This window comes from Cyclobacterium amurskyense (assembly GCF_001050135.1).
Taxonomy (GTDB): domain Bacteria; phylum Bacteroidota; class Bacteroidia; order Cytophagales; family Cyclobacteriaceae; genus Cyclobacterium; species Cyclobacterium amurskyense.
In genome coordinates, this window is record NZ_CP012040.1 from 870,144 (window position 1) to 885,936 (window position 15,793).

Sequence of the window (15,793 nt, forward strand, 5' to 3'; positions counted from 1 at the left end):
AGTACCTATTAAATAAATATGCGCCATTTGATCATGAATGCTATTACCCAATTTCATAGAAGTAATATACCACATGATCCTTTTCTTCTTCCACTTTAGGTTGGATAATATTTCTATCAGCAAAAAGATGACCTCCTTTAAATTTAAAGCGGGTGTCATTTTGCCCTTCCCATAGAATTTTACCCCCTTTTCTAATTTGATAATAAGGGATTTTGTATTCTTTAACCAATGCCATAAAATCCTCACCACCCAATAAATCTTGAGGCAATGCATCTACTTTGTCCTGAGGTGCCGCCCCCAGGTACCCCGTAAGCAAATAACCGTTGGATGATGAAAAGTGAAAATATTCAGATCCTGCCAACTTATTGAAAACACCATTTCCTAAAGCTTCCACCGGAAACGGCTTAACCTGAACGTATTTATCAGAGGGGTTTAATGCTACCTTGCCGAGCAATTTTAATTCGGGGAAAGAATATTTGTAAATTTCTGGAGAATTGGAAAACAACAAATACAACTCATCCTCCATCATAATGGAATGAGGTGCCGGCTCACTGTATTTGCCTGGATGTTGAATGATTTGTGATTCCTTAGGTAGGTATTGCTCTGCTATTACTTTTTTCTTGTCGAGATCATAGGTTGTAAGGAAAGGGTGACGAGCAAGGTAATCTTCATGTGCATAAAGATCTACAGAAGCTTTCTCCGGGTACTTATTAGCAAATAATTTATTATCAACAAGGAGGGTCGCTATCCCACTTCCTAAAGCATTGGTAAAAATGTTGAATGGAGTTTCTTTGCTTAACAGATTAAATTGGAAATCATAGGTGTAAATCCCACCTGAGTAAGGGAAAATCAAAAGCTTGTCATCAGCATAGTAATGGGCAGAATAAAAATAGACCCCGAAGCTATCTTTTCCGTCTGCTGATAGATTTTTGCTTAGCATGATATCACCATGTTCATTAACACGTAAAAATTCTTTTCTTTGGGGATCATACATCAAGTATTCTGATCTATCTGCTTTGATATCTAGAATGGTCAAGACACCCAAATAATCTACAACCAAGCTGTCTGTTACTATAAATTGCGGCACTTCTTCAATAGACTCAACCCTATCAGTGCCAGAAGAGCAAGAGAATTGGGTATAAATCAGTAGAAGAAGGGACAAACGATACAGTGTAAGATGTCTCATGGTACTTGATTGCATAGGTATAAATTGCCTAAAACAATAAAATCAAATCATTAAGCTTGATCAAATTTAAGGTGACGCACAAAAGCGACTTTAATCCAAACCTTATAGTGTCGAACCGACAAGAATTTGGTCCAACATAGCTCCCAAACCAAAAACTGGTTAAAGCAATTCTACTAAAACTAAAAAAATAATTTCAAAATAAAAAACAATACTTCTCGAAATTTCGAGCAAAAAAATAAAGGCAATTATTCGAATTGAACAATTGCCTTTACAACAATCAGGAAAAGATTTACTTTTAGCCTTTATTTGGCATAATTCACTGACCTCATTTCCCTTATTACAGTAATCTTTATCTGACCTGGGTACTGCATTTCTTTTTCGATTTTTTGAGAGATCTCAAAAGACAGATTTCCGGCAGTAGTATCACTCACATTGTCAGCATCTACAAGTACGCGTAGCTCCCGACCTGCCTGCATGGCGAAACATTTGTTTACTCCCTCAAAGCTTAAAGCCAATTCTTCCAAATCCTTTAGTCTTTTGATATAGCTGTCCATAATCTCCCTACGTGCACCAGGACGTGACCCAGAGATGGCATCACAGGCCTGAACAATTGGGGACAACATGGATGTCATTTCTATCTCATCGTGGTGAGCTCCTATAGCGTTAATGACTTCAGGGTGCTCTTTGTGCTTTTTAGCCAACTCCATACCTAAAATAGCATGAGGTAATTCGGCCTCTTCAGGATACACCTTACCAATATCATGAAGTAATCCTGCTCTCTTGGCCAACTTGGCATTAAAGCCCATTTCAGCAGCCATGGTAGCACATAACTTAGCCACTTCCCTAGAGTGTTGAAGAAGGTTTTGACCATAGGAAGATCGGAAACGCATCCTTCCTACCATCTTGATTAATTCAGGATGTAATCCATGAATACCAAGATCTATACAAGTTCTTTCACCAATTTCGATGATTTCTTCATCAATATTTTTTTCCGTTTTAGCAACCACTTCCTCTATTCGTGCAGGGTGTATCCTTCCATCCTGAACAAGACGGTGCAGTGATAATCTGGCAATTTCTCTTCTAACAGGATCGAATCCTGATATAATAATGGCTTCAGGGGTATCGTCAACTACAATTTCCACTCCTGTGGCAGCTTCTAGCGCTCTGATATTTCTACCTTCTCTACCGATGATTTTACCTTTAACATCATCACTCTCAATATTAAACACGGACACACAGTTTTCAATTGCATGCTCTGTAGCTGTTCGCTGAATGGTATCCAAAACAATCTTTTTGGCTTGTTTGGTAGCACTTAATTTGGCTTGATCCAGGATGTCTTTGATATGTGATGAGGCTTTAGTAGCTGCTTCATCTTTAAGCATTTCTATCAATTGTTCCCTTGCTTCTTCCCTAGTAAGTAAGGCTACTTTTTCAAGATCGGTAATGCGTTGATGAGTTACTTTATCCAGTTCATCTTTTCGTACCTGAACGGCATGCAACTGGGCATTGAGGTTTTCTTTTTTACTATCGAGCTCAGCTTCCTTCCTTTTGATTTGCTCCATCTCCTTAGATAGGATCTGCTCACGTTGTTTAAGTTTATTCTCATTGGTGATAAGAATATTCTTCTTTTTACCTACTTCCTCTTCAAAATCTGATTTTAGCTTAAGGTATTTTTCCTTGGCTTCCAGAATCTTGTCTTTTCTTATACCCTCTGCAGTTATTTCTGCCTCACGAACAAGGCTGCGCGCTTTTTCGCGAGCCTCGTCTTCTATTTTCTTACTGTTATTTTTAATAATTAATCCTGCCAGGAAAGCCCCGATCAAAACGCCAATTGCGCCGGATAGTATTATGTATATTGAAATTCCCATAGATATATTTGAGTTTATCTACCGGACAGAATGGGTAACTTCGTTGTTAGGCCGAATGCGACTATAATAGATCAGAGCAATGATTCAAGATTTTGGTTCACCTGTTGAAGTACATGCTTGACTTGCTCAGTACCTTCCGTTTGGTCATCCTTAATTTCAAGGAATTCAACCATGCAATCGAAAGCCACCATTGCCAACAAGTCCTGACGATCCTCCAGTCCAAATTCCTCTCTGTACTTTTTTATTTTATCGTTAATTAATTTACCTACCCTTCTGATTCTGGCTTCCTCATCGGTCTTCACTTTCATTGGATATTCTCTATCCCCAATTTTAATTCTTATCGAAAGTGTATCCATATTATTCAGACAGGTAAGTAATAATTTTATCGATTTCTTTTATATAGTCATCAATTCTCCCCTTCAATTCAGCAGACGCTTTATTTTCTACCGGTATGTTTCTTACAATTTTACTAATTTTAATTTGATTTTTAAAATCTTCGAGTGCTTCTTCCTGCTCTAACAGTTTCTTTTGGTAGGCCAAAAGTTGATTTTTGAGGGCAGTATTTTCCTGTTCAAGGAACTTTACCTTTTTTTCAACCTGTTCAGACAGGCTCTCTAATCTTTGAAGCTCCTCATATACCTTCATATTATTTTCTAATCAAAGCACCAGCATTTTTTTCGAAGGTTTGCATTAATTTCCCCATGGTTTTGTCAATAACCTTATCTGTAAGGGTTTGCTGATTGTCCTGAAGGTAGAAACTTAAGGCATACGCCTTCTTTCCTTCCTCCAATTTATCCCCTTTATACATGTCAAAGACATTAATTCTTTTCAACAATTTGCCTCCAGCCGTGGTAGCCAATTGTTTAATTTGATCAAAGGTGATCTCTTGATCGATTACTAGGGACAAATCCCTTCTAACTTCAGGGAACTTTGATATTTCCTGAAATTTCCCCTGAGATTTAGCCAATTTGGTAAGCCTAGTCCAGTCAAGCTCTGCAAAATAAACTTCCTGCTTGACATCCGCCAACTTACCAATCTCTGGAGATAAAAGACCTATATGCCCTACAGGCTTTTTATTCACTACTAATTCCAAGCCAAATAAATAGGGGCTGGTTTCAATAACATTCACCTCTTGATTGGAGATATTTAGCTTTGTTAACAAAGCTTCCACTACAGCATACAAATCTGTAAAAGTGACAGCTTTCACTGCCTGCATCCAATTTTCACGCGTAGCATTTCCGGTTAGAAAAAGAGAAAGCCTTTGCCCTTCGTCATAACCCTCAGAGCCTTTTGCGTAAACAGTTCCAAACTCAAACAATTTCAGGTCCTTCTGCCTTCTGTTAATATTGTGAGCCAACACTTCCAAGCCAGTAAACAATAAGCTTTGGCGAAGCACTCCCAAATCCTCACTTAGTTTATTTAAAATAACTACGTCCTTTTCCTGATCAAGGAAGGATGCTTGGGTGGCATAACTTGATTTGGTAAGGGAATTGGTCAGTATTTCACTATAACCTATACCTGCCAACATTTCAGTAACCCTGTATTGTAATTTGTTTGTGTCCTTTTCTGGGTGCTCAGCAAGGAAATCAGCTTGATAATCCTCTTTTAAAGGTATGGATTCGAACCCATATATTCTTAGCACTTCCTCAATGATGTCGGCCTCTCTGGTCACATCCACTCTATACGGTTTTACCACCGCAACAAAACCAGACTCGGTTTCATTACTTACCTTAATCTCCAGAGATTCAAGAATTTCTTTAATCCTTTCTTTACCTATTTCTTGTCCTATCAATCTATCGACATGTCGGTAACTGACTGGAATTTCGAAATCTGCAACTGGATCTGGGTAGATATCAGTGATTGGAGAACTTACAACGGCGCCGGTTAGCTCCTTGATAAGCAAAGCTGCCATTTTCAAGGCAAATACAGGCATATTGGGATCAGTACCTCTTTCAAAACGGAATGAAGCATCTGTTTTGATACCATGGAACTGAGCTCCTTTTCTAACTACATCCGTTCCGAAGCATGCACTTTCAAGAAAAATTGTAGAAGTTTGCTCACTTACTCCAGAATCAAGTCCGCCTAGTGTTCCTGCAATACAAAGTCCTTCTGATTCATCACAAATCATCAATTCTTCTCCAGACAACTCTCTTTCTTTCCCATCCAAAGTGACGAATTTCGTTCCTGAAGGCATTCTTTTCACCTCTATCTTGTTTCCCTGTATTTTATCCGCATCAAATGCATGCAAGGGCTGACCCAAGTCATGAAGGATGAAATTGGTAATATCTACAACATTGTTGATAGGTTCAAGACCAATCGCTTTAAGGTAATCTTGAAGCCATTTTGGAGAGGGCGCAACCTTAACATTACTAAGCGTCAGGCCTGAATACCGTGGACAATCCTCGTTATCAGCTACACTAACTTCTATGATTCGGTCTGAATTGTCAATGGTAAATGCATCAACATCTGTCAGTACCAAGTCCTTTTTTAAAAGTGCTTTCAAATCTCGGGCTACCCCCAAATGGGAAGCGGCATCTGCACGATTTGGTGTTAAACCAATCTCTAGCACTTCTGTTTGTTTTATATCAAACAGTGGTCCTACAGGACTGCCATTTGGAAGATCAGTATCTAACACCAAAATTCCGTCATGCCCTGCACCAAGACCTAGTTCATCCTCTGCACAGATCATACCCAAAGAAACTTCTCCGCGAATTTTAGCTTTTTTAATTTCAAATGATTCTCCGGACAAAGGATACAATATGGCACCAACGGTGGCCACGGGTACTTTCTGGCCTTTGGCCACATTCGGCGCACCACAAACTATAGGTACAATTTCATTGCCTAAATCTACTTTTGTTAGGCTAAGTTTATCTGCATTAGGGTGAGGCTCACAGCTTAGCACTTCCCCCACTACTACGCCATTAAGGCTTCCTTTAACTGATTCATAGGTCGTTACCCCTTCTACTTCCAAGCCACCTGCAGTAAGCAGATCAGCAATTTCTTTGGTAGACAGATCGAACGGTATATAATCTTTGAGTCGATTGATCGAAATTTTCATTATTACGGTTTTGACTAAGATACAAATTTACAATAAATGACCTCTCCTAAAAGGTTATTTATCGTAATTTTTCTCCCCTGCCCTAATGGGGATTTCTAAAATATTCTCACGGGGTGGAATTGGGCACGCAAAATCAGGATTATAAGCGCAATACGGGTTATAGGCAAGGTTAAAATCAATGGTAATAGAGGAAGATCCATCTTGTCGTAGGTTGATATAACGTCCTCCTCCGTAAGTTTCATCGGCACTTGTTCCGTCGGCAAAAGCCAGGAAGAAGTTTCTCAAATCATTTTCATCCTCTGCCTGTAGCAAAAGAAGTCTGATTGTTTCGCCTTTTAATTCAAATTCTACAAAAGAATGCCTGATATACCTTTCTAAGGTCCCATCAGTCATAGGTATTTCCACAATTCTTTTGTTTTGAACAGGTACAAGCCTCCCTCTTACTTTATAAGCCGGGTCAATTGGAAAAAAATCCAATGAATCAAGTTCTTTTTTTTGTTCTTCCTCTAATGGCGAATCAATATTGAACTTCAGAAACTTAAATTGCCGCTCTCTTTCTGCCGCTATATTTTCTTTATAAAGCTCGGGATCCGTTGTACCTGTAAAGGTATAGATCAGTGAACCAAGGACTACCGTACCCACTAAAGCCAGTAATAAATAATTTTTATTCATAGTAATTTAGATCATGCTTTCATCTGCAAAGCTAAAATAGCCAACATCTGTGAAAATTACATGATCCAACACCGGAAGCTCTAAATTTTTACCCACCAAGCAGAGTCTTTTAGTGAGACTAATATCTGCTGAAGATGGTTTTAGGTTCCCTGAAGGATGGTTATGAACCAAAATAATGGCACTTGCTAAATTTTCCATGCCGTATTTAAAAATCAATTTAGGATCGGCGATAGTCGCAGAGGTCCCCCCTTGGCTGATCAATTGCTTTTTGATAACCACATTGCTACGATTTAAAAACAAAACATAAAAATACTCAATTGCCTCGTCTAACAACTCCGGACGCATTAGGGCATAAACATCTGCCGAGGAGGTTATTTTTACTTTCTTCTGAGGCTCTGAGCCCTTCCTTCTTCTTCCCAGCTCGAGCGCACTTACTATACTTATTGCTTTGGCCTCCCCTATGCCTTTGAATTTCTTCAAATCATTTACCGACAACCTCGCAAGTTGGGCCAAATCATTATTGACACTGTGTAATATGTACTTGGAAAGGTCCACGGCGCTAAGATTACGGGACCCCGACCCTATAAGAATGGCGATTAGTTCTGCATCCGTAAGCTGAGACTTACCTCTCAACAAAAGCTTCTCTCGAGGCCGATCCTCTTCAGCAAGGGCAGATATCCTGATTGACCTGTAATCCTCCATAGGCAAAAAACGAATAGATCCATTTAATGAAAAAGCCCTATTTAACCGGTTTTGTTGGCACACACAAAAATATAAATACCTGATTACTTAGGGTATATCCTCTAAAAATATAAAAAAATAGGCATAAAAAAAACCTTGCTAAAAAGCAAGGTTTAAATTTCTTGTAAAACGAACTCTTAAAGTGCGTTCACAAACCTAGTCAATTTTGACTTTTTGTTTGCAGCATTGTTTTTATGAAGAACGTTCTTCTTAGCCAGCCTGTCCAACATGGAAGTAACCTGGTTTAAAAGTGCCTGAGCTTCCGCCTTGTCTTCAGTATTTTTCAATCTTTTGATGAAAGTCCTGGTGGTTTTGGCCTGGTACCTGTTTCTTAACCTTTTGGCTTCATTTGCACGAATTCTCTTTAAAGCCGACTTGTGATTTGCCATATTATATATAATTAACTTTTCCTTTTTTGCTTAATATTGGATCGCAAATTTAGCTGTTTTATTTTTAATTGCAAAACAATTAAGTAAATATGCCTAAATAGAAGATTTCAAAATCTACAATTTTTTCACTATTTTGAATTTGTGATATTACATTCAAATTTAAAAAGAAGATGGATACTGTGTTTTTCCCTTTTAATGGCCTGTAGTTTTCAAGAGCTTTCGGCTTGGGGATTTTATGCACACCGGCTGATCAACAGACAGGCTGTATATTCACTACCGCCAGAACTAATGGTGTTTTTCAAGCCACACCTGACCTATATCACCGACAAGGCCGTCAACCCTGACAGGCGAAGGTATGCCGTTAAAGGTGAAGCTGAAAAACATTATATAGATCTCGATATATATGGAGACAGTGCTGTTTACAAGCTCCCAAGATTCTGGAAAGATGCCAAAGCAATGTATGGAGAAGACAGTTTAAGAAAATACGGAATCTCACCTTGGAGCACTTACGAAACATTTAAAAACCTAAGCTATGCCTTTGAACGAAAAGATGTACAAGCAATTCTTAGACTAGCAGCCGACTTAGGTCATTATTTGGGAGACATCAATGTCCCTCTACACAGTACACAAAACTACAATGGACAGAACACCGGACAATATGGTATTCATGGTTTCTGGGAAAGTAGGCTTCCGGAATTGTACGCTACAGAATATGATTTCTTTGTAGGCAAGGCCAGTTACGTCCCTTCCCCTCAACTAGAAATCTGGAAAGCGATAGAAATTGCCCACCATGCTTTAGATTCTGTTTTTGGGTTTGAAAAAGTATTGACTCAGGAATTTCCTGATGACAAAAAGTACAGTTATGAGGACAGGGGCAATATTACTACCAGGGTTTACTCAAGAGAGTTTAGCAATGCCTATCATCAAATGCTAGGCGGTCAGGTAGAACGACAAATGAGACGCACCATAAAATTAATTGCTGACTTCTGGTACAGCGCATGGATACTGGCCGGGCAACCGAATCTTGGGGACCTGAATCCTGATAAGATGCAGGTCCCGTATGAAAATGACAATAGCTATACTCCTCGAGATTCATTAAAGCACATCAGAGAGCATCGAGCTTATATTATTGATCCAGAAGTACTTTTTTGGAAGAATTCAGATAAGTATTTATACTTTTGGCAAGCCTTTCAAAAGTATTGCGAAAGACGTCCTCGTTTTCTTCCAGTAGGGTAACTCTAAAACCTCTTAAATCAGAACAAAAGGAACTTACTGGAACCACACAGATTTTTTCGGAAGCAAGCAAGTTATAAACAAACCTTTTATCGTTTGGCATGTCCTTTTCTTGTAACCATTTTTCTAGGTGTACTTTAATAGCATCGTCCTCTACAGGGAGAAATTGATCTTCCTCCAATACTCCTTCGTCAAAAATAACTGTATTGTAGAATGCTCCTTTAGTTTTATTAAACTTAATCCCTTTCACATTTCCCAGCACCTCTTCCATTATCCTACTCCTTGTCCCTATAGCTGCATTTGCAGTAACTCGGTATTCTTTATAAGCAGGGTGGCTCATGATCTTTGGTATGGCCAACTGAGGCAAAGTGGTAGAGCACACTTCTATCATTTTGGCATTTTCCAGCGTTATACAGAGTTTGGTAAACTCTTCGGAAGTATGCTTGTTGTAAAACTCCATCCAACCGCATCTGGATCCAGGCCAAGGAAACTCTTTTGAAATGCCTTTTAAAGATATTCCAGGCAAGTCATCTCCTAAAATCTCAGCTAGACCAATGGCCTTATAGCCATTATAGGTTATATTCTGATATATTTCATCTGCAATCAAAAGCAAGTTGAATTCTCTGGCAATCTCCACGAACCGATCCAGTACTTCTCTTGGATAAACCATTCCAGTAGGATTGTCCGGATTGATGATAAGTATACCTACAACAGATGTATTGTACTTGACTTTATTGTACAAATCTTCCATATCAGGATACCAATTATTGTCAGGATCCAATTTATAAGTCAATGGTGCCGAATTGGCATGCGCAGCCTCGGCAGAACTGTGCGTTGAATAAGCAGGAGATGGGCCGATTATCCTGGCTGTAGGAGTAAGAAACTGGTACAACTTGGCAATTCCATCTCCTAACCCATTAAAAAAGAGGATATCTTCAGAACCAATTTTAACGCCCCCTTTTTCGTTGTTCAAATCAGCAAGAAACTTCCTTGTCTCGAGCATGCCTTTACTATCCGCATAGCCATAGCTATGGTCATCCTGAACGAGTTCAGAAACAATGGCCTTCATCCAGTCCGGTATGGTATTGTTCTTCTGTATAGGGTCCCCTATATTCTCCCAAGTAATACTATACCCGAGGTCTTCGATCAGACGTGCCTTTTTGACAATCCCCCTAATCTCATAATTCAATTCTTCAGCGCCTGGACGCAATAGCAATTGTCTCATCATAATCAAACGTGCTCCTAGCTTTAAAACACAAATAAACAAAAAACGAAAATAAACTGTGCGAAAATTATAAAAAAGGAAGGGCTAAAGCTCAAAACTTTTATTTATCTCTGTTCATTTACGCTCTGTTTTGTAATAGCTAGCAAGCCCTATAATAAAAAAGTGCTAAAAAAAAATCCCCTTTGCTACGGCAAAGCGCAACAAAAGGGACCTATCAAGTAATGGGTACTTATTTAAGTTTTTTGTATTTAATCCTTTTAGGCATCAAATCACCCAAACGTTTTTTCTTATTTTCTTCGTAATCTGAGAAATTCCCTTCAAACCAATAAACACTACTGTCACCTTCGAAGGCCAGAATATGTGTACAGATCCTATCCAAAAACCACCTATCGTGGGAAATAACCACGGCACAACCAGCAAAATTCTCAAGTGCTTCTTCCAAAGCCCTAAGTGTATTTACATCCAGATCATTGGTAGGTTCATCAAGCAATAACAGGTTACCGCCTTTTTTTAAAGTCATCGCAAGGTGAACACGGTTTCTTTCACCACCCGAAAGAACTCCAACTTTTTTCCCCTGATCAGATCCTCCAAAATTAAATCTGCTCACATAAGCTCTGGAATTCACTTCCTTATTTCCCAACTGCACAAATTCATTGCCTTCGGAAATGGTTTCATAAACCGTTTTATCAGGATCCAGAGTGTCATGCTCTTGATCGACATAGGCGATTTCTACTGTTTCTCCAATTTCAAAATGTCCGGCATCAGGTTTTTCATCACCAGTAATAAGATTGAAGAGGGTAGATTTACCAGCACCATTTGGACCAATCACACCTACAATTCCACCTTGAGGCAAAGAAAAGGTTAGGTCATCAAATAGCAACTTGTCTCCAAAAGCTTTAGAAACCCCTTTTACTTCAATAACCTTACTACCTAATCTAGGACCTGGAGGGATATACAATTCAAGCTTGGATTCCTTTTCTTTGGCATCTTCTCCGACCAATTTATCGTAGGCATTAAGCCTTGCCTTGCCTTTAGATTGCTTGGCTTTAGGCGACATTCGAATCCACTCTAATTCTCTTTCGAGCGTCTTCTGTCGCTTTGATTCTGTCTTCTCTTCCTTTTTTAACCTTTCTTGCTTTTGTTCCAACCAGCTAGAATAATTCCCTTTCCAAGGAATTCCTTCACCCCTATCCAGTTCAAGTATCCAGCCGGCAACATTATCAAGAAAATACCTATCGTGGGTAACCGCTATAACAGTTCCCTTATAATTTTTCAAATGTTGCTCCAACCAAAGTACTGATTCTGCATCCAAGTGATTGGTAGGCTCATCAAGCAACAATACATCTGGTTCTTGGAGAAGTAAGCGGCAAAGAGCTACCCTTCTTTTCTCACCACCTGACAAATTTCCCACCATTGCTTCAGCCGGAGGAAGACGCAATGCATCCATGGCTTTTTCTAGCATTGTTTCCAATTCCCAAGCGTTGGCTGCATCAAGTTTTTCCTGAACATCTCCTTGCTGATCGATCAACTTCTCCATGGCATCCGGATCTTCCATAATCGCAGGATCCATGAACTTTTCGTTGATCGCTTCAAATTCTTTTAGCAAATTAACAGTCTCACTAACAGCCTCTTCAACCACCTCTTTTACCGTTTTGGTAGGATCCAATACTGGTTCTTGCTCCAACATGCCCACCGAATAGCCTGGGGAAAATACTACCTCACCTTGAAATTCAGTTTCTACTCCAGCAATAATTCTAAGCAAGGAACTTTTTCCTGAACCATTGAGTCCAAGCACACCGATTTTAGCACCATAAAAAAACGAAAGATAGATATCTTTAAGTACTTTTTTCTGCGGAGGGTATACTTTTGAAACACCCGCCATAGAAAAAATTATTTTTTCATTACTCATGGTTAATTTCCGTTTTAATTAAATAGCAAAGATGGTAAAAAATCGGCTTTCTTAGGATAAATGGAGCATATTTAATTAATTTGCAGAAATCCGTACCACCACTAAATATTTACAACCAATCTTTAAATCATGACTGAGCATCCATTTGGATATATTATAGGAGAAAAAATCTATCTGAAAGGCTTTTTAGGCCAGGAAGATCGTGTAATAGGAGAGGTTAAAGAAGACGAAGCCTCTACCTTCCGGTATTTCGAAGATAGATTTGAAGCTGTAAAACAAAAGGTAGAAAAACTAAAAAGTGATATTCAGGAGAATCAAAATAAAGGTTCTTTTCTGATGAAACTGATCCACCTTAAATCCTCCCTAATGACATTTGATGGATTGGGAGATTTCCCTGCCCTGATAAAAGAATTGGAAGAACAAGAGGCTTTTCTTGAAGAAATCATTCAATCCAACAGACAAAAAAACCTGGAGATAAAGAAAGAGCTTATCCAAGAGGCTGAAAAGTACAAGGAAAGCACTGACTGGAAAGAAACTTCAGAGGTCTTTAAGGAATTGAAGCTAAAATGGCTTAAAACCGGCCCTGTAGAGAAAGAATTCGAAGAAGAGATCAATGAACAGTTTCAGGACATTTTAGACGTTTTTTACGGCAACCGTAAAAACTTTTTTGACGGACTGGCATTACAAGCAGAACAAAACATCAAGGTTTACGAAAACCTGTTGGAACAAGCCAGAGAAGCGCATGACATGGCAGATGTAAAAACTGCCTTTGAGATCAGTAAGAAGATTCAAAAGGAATGGAAGACCTCAGGTCGTGTTCCTGCTTCAAAAAGACAGCCTATTTGGGATGAATTTTCCAAATTAAACAACCGCATATTCAGCAAGTTCAAACGAATGAGTCAGAATATGCCAAAACTCAGCCCCGGACTTATCATAAAAAAGATCGAAAGATGGTCTGAGGAAATGAGACTAATGTCTAAAGGACCTGTTGATGAGAGCAAAGTCAACCACGCAAAGAAGCTGCAGGCTGAGTGGAAAAAACTTCCTCCAAAAAAACCAAGGAATGCACAACAAAGTATTGGTACTTTCGTATTCTTTTCAGAAATCATTTTTGAAAAATCATTCCTTGAAAATCTTTGCCATTCCAAATATGAAGGATTTGCTGACATGACCGATGCTGAGCAAAACACCCTTAAAGTAAACTTACTGAAGGACCTAATTGCACGGGATGAGCGAGAACTAATTACAGTAAAAGAAAATGCGGAAAACTTCCGAAGCCAGGAAGGCGAATTTGACCAAATGATGCGGAAAAAAATCGCTGCCCACAAACGAAAGGTTGATGTCAAGAAAAGTATTTTAAAAGAACTTACAAACAATTAATGCGTAAATGTTTTAGTTTAAGAAAGTATTTCTATTTTTGCACCCCTTTAAGGGGATCTTTAAACTTGTGTAGATTATGTATTGGACTTTAGAACTTGCCTCCTATTTGGAAGACGCTCCGTGGCCAGCCACCAAGGATGAGTTAATTGATTTTGCTATTCGCTCTGGAGCACCTTTAGAGGTTGTCGAAAACCTCCAAGAGCTCGAAGACGATGGTGAACCTTATGAAAACATTGAGGAAATATGGCCTGACTATCCAACAAAAGACGATTTCTTCTTTAATGAAGACGAATATTAAGTACCAAGCCTTCTCTTTTTTTAAGTGAAGGCTTTTTTACTCATTATATCCGTAAAGCCTTTTTTAGTTTCACCATTCCTTTTTTACTAACAGGTAACTGCGTTCTATCTTTAAGAAAGATAAGGTAGTTTTCTTTTTGGTAGGGCTCAATTTTGCTTATTGCCGAGATATTCACCAGATGAGAACGGTGGATGCGGATGAAAGCATGTGGATCAAGCATTTTTTCGTAATAAGCCATCGTTCCTAATTTCAGGTAAACTTTCCCTTCCGAATTGATCCTTACGTAATCCCCATCAGAACTAAATGATACAATATTATTTGCGTTGATTACTTCTATCCTATTGCCTGTCTTTACAACAACCCTCTTTAAAAACCCATCTTCAGGCAAATCCTCCCTTACCTTACCCATTTTAGCCTGAGTAGAAAGCCCCGTCTCCTCAATGCTTCTTCCTATAGCTTGGGCCAACCTGTCTTTAGAGAATGGCTTTAAAAGGTAATCAATGGCTTGCAATTCAAAAGCCTTGATCGCATAGCTATCATAGGCAGTGGTAAAAATCACTTTGGGAGGATTCTCTAAAAGCTCCAATAGTTCAAAGCCGGTTATTTTAGGCATTTCTATATCCAAAAACAGCAAATCAGGTTTAAGTTCTCCTATCGCTTTGAAGGCCTCAAAGCCATCGTTACATTTTCCCAGTACTTCGATATCAGGAAAATCGGCCAAATAATCCTGAAGTAAATCCTGGGCCAAGGGCTCATCATCAACAATCAAACATCGTATCATCTTAATTGAGGTATTTTTAAGGTAGCGGTAAACTGACCGTCGACTTCCTGATATTCAAGCAAATCTTTACGGCCAAAAACAAGAAATAATCTTCTCTGTAGACTTTCCAACCCAAAACCAGTTCCAGAGGCCTGACCTAAATCACCATCACAGGGATTATGTACGGAAATCAGGAGATCATTGTCCTTCTGACTAACATCAATTTGGATTAAAACATCACCAGTAACACCATAAAGCCCATGCTTTACTGCATTTTCGACAAGCCCTTGCACCATTAGAGAAGGTAATTTTAAAGTGGATGGATTTTCAGGTAAATTTATTTCATACTTCAACCTATGGCCAAACCGAATTTTTTCCAATTTAAGGTATTGACCAATGATTTTCATTTCATTATCCACCTGCTCCCACTTTTTTGGATCCATCTTCAGATTTCCTCTATAAAAATCAGCGAGCCCCTGAACCATCTCTCTAGCCCTCTCTGGATCTCTTAGCAATAAGGCATTGATGGAATTTAAACTGTTAAAAAGGAAATGAGGCTGCATTTGCTGACGCAGGTAATGAAGTTCAGCATCAGTGGACAGTTTCTGCCGAATCTCCTCTTGTTGAAGCATATTTAAATCTTTGGTACTAGACTTGTCCGACAAGACAATTAACCCTATAAGATGCAGTAGTAAAGTAATAACTGTGCCCCTAAGAAAAATAGTAGTGTCAAACAGTGCAAGAGCATCGGTATAATCCAACCAACCGGACTCCCATAACAATCGATTCAAAAAGGTAAGTATACCCGCTATAGTGAGAGAAAATAAAATTGTCGGCCAACTTTTTATCTTTCCAACAGGATAATAATTCAACATTAACCTTATAAGAAAAACACCTATTCCAAGAGTGATGGTGCTAAGCAAGGCATCAACAGTACTCCACTCCAAGTTACCTTGCCAATAGTAGGTACTGCCAAAGACCCCAGCAAAAACCGTCAAAAGAAAAATCACATGGTCTCCATAATTATCATTGATCAAATAGGATTCATGTGACTTTTCCATAGCGGGTTATATT

At 38.9% G+C, this 15,793-nt stretch carries 15 protein-coding genes; 3 read left to right on the plus strand and 12 right to left on the minus strand.

The window, feature by feature from the left end; all coding sequences use genetic code 11:
* Positions 1 to 43: 43 nt before the first annotated feature.
* The 8 genes from CA2015_RS03415 to rpsT form a co-directional block, all read right to left on the minus strand.
* On the minus strand, positions 44 to 1,186 hold the full coding sequence (locus tag CA2015_RS03415) for a hypothetical protein (protein WP_157470276.1): 1,143 nt from the start codon (positions 1,184 to 1,186) through the stop codon (positions 44 to 46).
* A gap of 302 nt (positions 1,187 to 1,488) precedes the next feature.
* Positions 1,489 to 3,054: a ribonuclease Y gene (rny, locus tag CA2015_RS03420; RefSeq protein WP_048640627.1), complete on the minus strand. Its 1,566-nt coding sequence runs from the start codon at positions 3,052 to 3,054 to the stop codon at positions 1,489 to 1,491.
* A gap of 71 nt (positions 3,055 to 3,125) precedes the next feature.
* Positions 3,126 to 3,410 carry a cell division protein ZapA gene (locus CA2015_RS03425; RefSeq protein ID WP_048640628.1) on the minus strand — a complete coding sequence of 95 codons (285 nt, stop codon included), beginning with the start codon at positions 3,408 to 3,410 and terminating at the stop codon, positions 3,126 to 3,128.
* 1 nt (position 3,411) lies between these two features.
* Entirely contained in the window at positions 3,412 to 3,699 is a 288-nt protein-coding gene (locus CA2015_RS03430; RefSeq protein ID WP_048640629.1) for a hypothetical protein, read from the minus strand.
* 1 nt (position 3,700) lies between these two features.
* A complete protein-coding gene (gene pheT / locus CA2015_RS03435) occupies positions 3,701 to 6,112 on the minus strand; it encodes a phenylalanine--tRNA ligase subunit beta (RefSeq protein ID WP_048640630.1) in 2,412 nt (803 codons plus the stop codon).
* A gap of 54 nt (positions 6,113 to 6,166) precedes the next feature.
* On the minus strand, positions 6,167 to 6,784 hold the full coding sequence (locus tag CA2015_RS03440) for a DUF1684 domain-containing protein (RefSeq protein ID WP_048640631.1): 618 nt from the start codon (positions 6,782 to 6,784) through the stop codon (positions 6,167 to 6,169).
* 6 nt (positions 6,785 to 6,790) lie between these two features.
* Positions 6,791 to 7,486 carry a RadC family protein gene (gene radC / locus CA2015_RS03445; RefSeq protein WP_048640632.1) on the minus strand — a complete coding sequence of 232 codons (696 nt, stop codon included), beginning with the start codon at positions 7,484 to 7,486 and terminating at the stop codon, positions 6,791 to 6,793.
* A gap of 176 nt (positions 7,487 to 7,662) precedes the next feature.
* Positions 7,663 to 7,914, minus strand: coding sequence for a 30S ribosomal protein S20 (gene rpsT, locus CA2015_RS03450; RefSeq protein WP_048640633.1), 252 nt, complete (start codon positions 7,912 to 7,914; stop codon positions 7,663 to 7,665).
* 195 nt (positions 7,915 to 8,109) lie between these two features.
* Between rpsT and CA2015_RS03455 the strand changes: the two genes are divergently transcribed.
* Positions 8,110 to 9,150, plus strand: coding sequence for a zinc dependent phospholipase C family protein (locus tag CA2015_RS03455; RefSeq protein ID WP_048640634.1), 1,041 nt, complete (start codon positions 8,110 to 8,112; stop codon positions 9,148 to 9,150).
* Here the strand turns inward: CA2015_RS03455 and CA2015_RS03460 are convergent.
* On the minus strand, positions 9,041 to 10,372 hold the full coding sequence (locus CA2015_RS03460) for a pyridoxal phosphate-dependent aminotransferase (protein ID WP_048640635.1): 1,332 nt from the start codon (positions 10,370 to 10,372) through the stop codon (positions 9,041 to 9,043). The genes CA2015_RS03455 and CA2015_RS03460 overlap by 110 nt on opposite strands.
* A 229-nt stretch (positions 10,373 to 10,601) precedes the next feature.
* The gene (ettA, locus tag CA2015_RS03465) at positions 10,602 to 12,281 is read right to left on the minus strand and encodes an energy-dependent translational throttle protein EttA (protein ID WP_048640636.1); all 1,680 of its coding nucleotides are present in this window, start codon (positions 12,279 to 12,281) and stop codon (positions 10,602 to 10,604) included.
* 129 nt (positions 12,282 to 12,410) lie between these two features.
* Here ettA and CA2015_RS03470 point away from each other — a divergent pair, with 129 nt between their 5' ends.
* Positions 12,411 to 13,661: a DUF349 domain-containing protein gene (locus CA2015_RS03470; RefSeq protein ID WP_048640637.1), complete on the plus strand. Its 1,251-nt coding sequence runs from the start codon at positions 12,411 to 12,413 to the stop codon at positions 13,659 to 13,661.
* Between the two features lie 76 nt (positions 13,662 to 13,737).
* Positions 13,738 to 13,959, plus strand: a complete 222-nt coding sequence (locus tag CA2015_RS03475) for a DUF2795 domain-containing protein (protein WP_010855875.1) — start codon at positions 13,738 to 13,740, stop codon at positions 13,957 to 13,959.
* A gap of 43 nt (positions 13,960 to 14,002) precedes the next feature.
* Here the strand turns inward: CA2015_RS03475 and CA2015_RS03480 are convergent, their stop codons facing one another.
* Both CA2015_RS03480 and CA2015_RS03485 read right to left on the minus strand, forming a co-directional pair.
* On the minus strand, positions 14,003 to 14,740 hold the full coding sequence (locus CA2015_RS03480; protein ID WP_048640638.1) for a LytR/AlgR family response regulator transcription factor: 738 nt from the start codon (positions 14,738 to 14,740) through the stop codon (positions 14,003 to 14,005).
* A complete protein-coding gene (locus CA2015_RS03485) occupies positions 14,737 to 15,780 on the minus strand; it encodes a sensor histidine kinase (RefSeq protein WP_048640639.1) in 1,044 nt (347 codons plus the stop codon). Before CA2015_RS03485 ends, CA2015_RS03480 begins: the two co-directional genes overlap by 4 nt.
* Positions 15,781 to 15,793: the final 13 nt, after the last annotated feature.

Coding starts and splice junctions, on each gene's coding strand:
- CA2015_RS03415 (WP_157470276.1), bottom strand. CDS start 1,186: ATGAGACATCTTACACTGTATCGTTTGTCCCTTCTTCTACTGATTTAT.
- rny (WP_048640627.1), bottom strand. CDS start 3,054: ATGGGAATTTCAATATACATAATACTATCCGGCGCAATTGGCGTTTTG.
- CA2015_RS03425 (WP_048640628.1), bottom strand. CDS start 3,410: ATGGATACACTTTCGATAAGAATTAAAATTGGGGATAGAGAATATCCA.
- CA2015_RS03430 (WP_048640629.1), bottom strand. CDS start 3,699: ATGAAGGTATATGAGGAGCTTCAAAGATTAGAGAGCCTGTCTGAACAG.
- pheT (WP_048640630.1), bottom strand. CDS start 6,112: ATGAAAATTTCGATCAATCGACTCAAAGATTATATACCGTTCGATCTG.
- CA2015_RS03440 (WP_048640631.1), bottom strand. CDS start 6,784: ATGAATAAAAATTATTTATTACTGGCTTTAGTGGGTACGGTAGTCCTT.
- radC (WP_048640632.1), bottom strand. CDS start 7,486: ATGGAGGATTACAGGTCAATCAGGATATCTGCCCTTGCTGAAGAGGAT.
- rpsT (WP_048640633.1), bottom strand. CDS start 7,914: ATGGCAAATCACAAGTCGGCTTTAAAGAGAATTCGTGCAAATGAAGCC.
- CA2015_RS03455 (WP_048640634.1), top strand. CDS start 8,110: ATGGCCTGTAGTTTTCAAGAGCTTTCGGCTTGGGGATTTTATGCACAC.
- CA2015_RS03460 (WP_048640635.1), bottom strand. CDS start 10,372: ATGAGACAATTGCTATTGCGTCCAGGCGCTGAAGAATTGAATTATGAG.
- ettA (WP_048640636.1), bottom strand. CDS start 12,281: ATGAGTAATGAAAAAATAATTTTTTCTATGGCGGGTGTTTCAAAAGTA.
- CA2015_RS03470 (WP_048640637.1), top strand. CDS start 12,411: ATGACTGAGCATCCATTTGGATATATTATAGGAGAAAAAATCTATCTG.
- CA2015_RS03475 (WP_010855875.1), top strand. CDS start 13,738: ATGTATTGGACTTTAGAACTTGCCTCCTATTTGGAAGACGCTCCGTGG.
- CA2015_RS03480 (WP_048640638.1), bottom strand. CDS start 14,740: ATGATACGATGTTTGATTGTTGATGATGAGCCCTTGGCCCAGGATTTA.
- CA2015_RS03485 (WP_048640639.1), bottom strand. CDS start 15,780: ATGGAAAAGTCACATGAATCCTATTTGATCAATGATAATTATGGAGAC.